The following is a 274-nucleotide window of genomic DNA, read 5'->3' as shown; positions in this document are numbered from 1 at the left end:
GGTGGTGCCCCAAAGTTTCAATCCTCAGTGAGCAGCTAAGCCCACTGCAACGCGCGGCTGGGTATGCTAGCCTATAGGCGTAGGGGGTGGTAGTTTCAATCCTCAGTGAGCAGCTAAGCCCACTGCAACCTGCCTCCCGAACCGCCGATTCTTTATCTCCCGCCGTTTCAATCCTCAGTGAGCAGCTAAGCCCACTGCAACAAGCATCAAGCGCAGCGAAAGCGGGCTGGTCAAAAGTTTCAATCCTCAGTGAGCAGCTAAGCCCACTGCAACA

The sequence above is a fragment of the Calidithermus timidus DSM 17022 genome (genome assembly GCF_000373205.1).
GTDB lineage: Bacteria > Deinococcota > Deinococci > Deinococcales > Thermaceae > Calidithermus > Calidithermus timidus.
The sequence above is the reverse complement of the archived record's forward strand: the minus strand, read 5'-3'. Positions refer to the sequence as shown.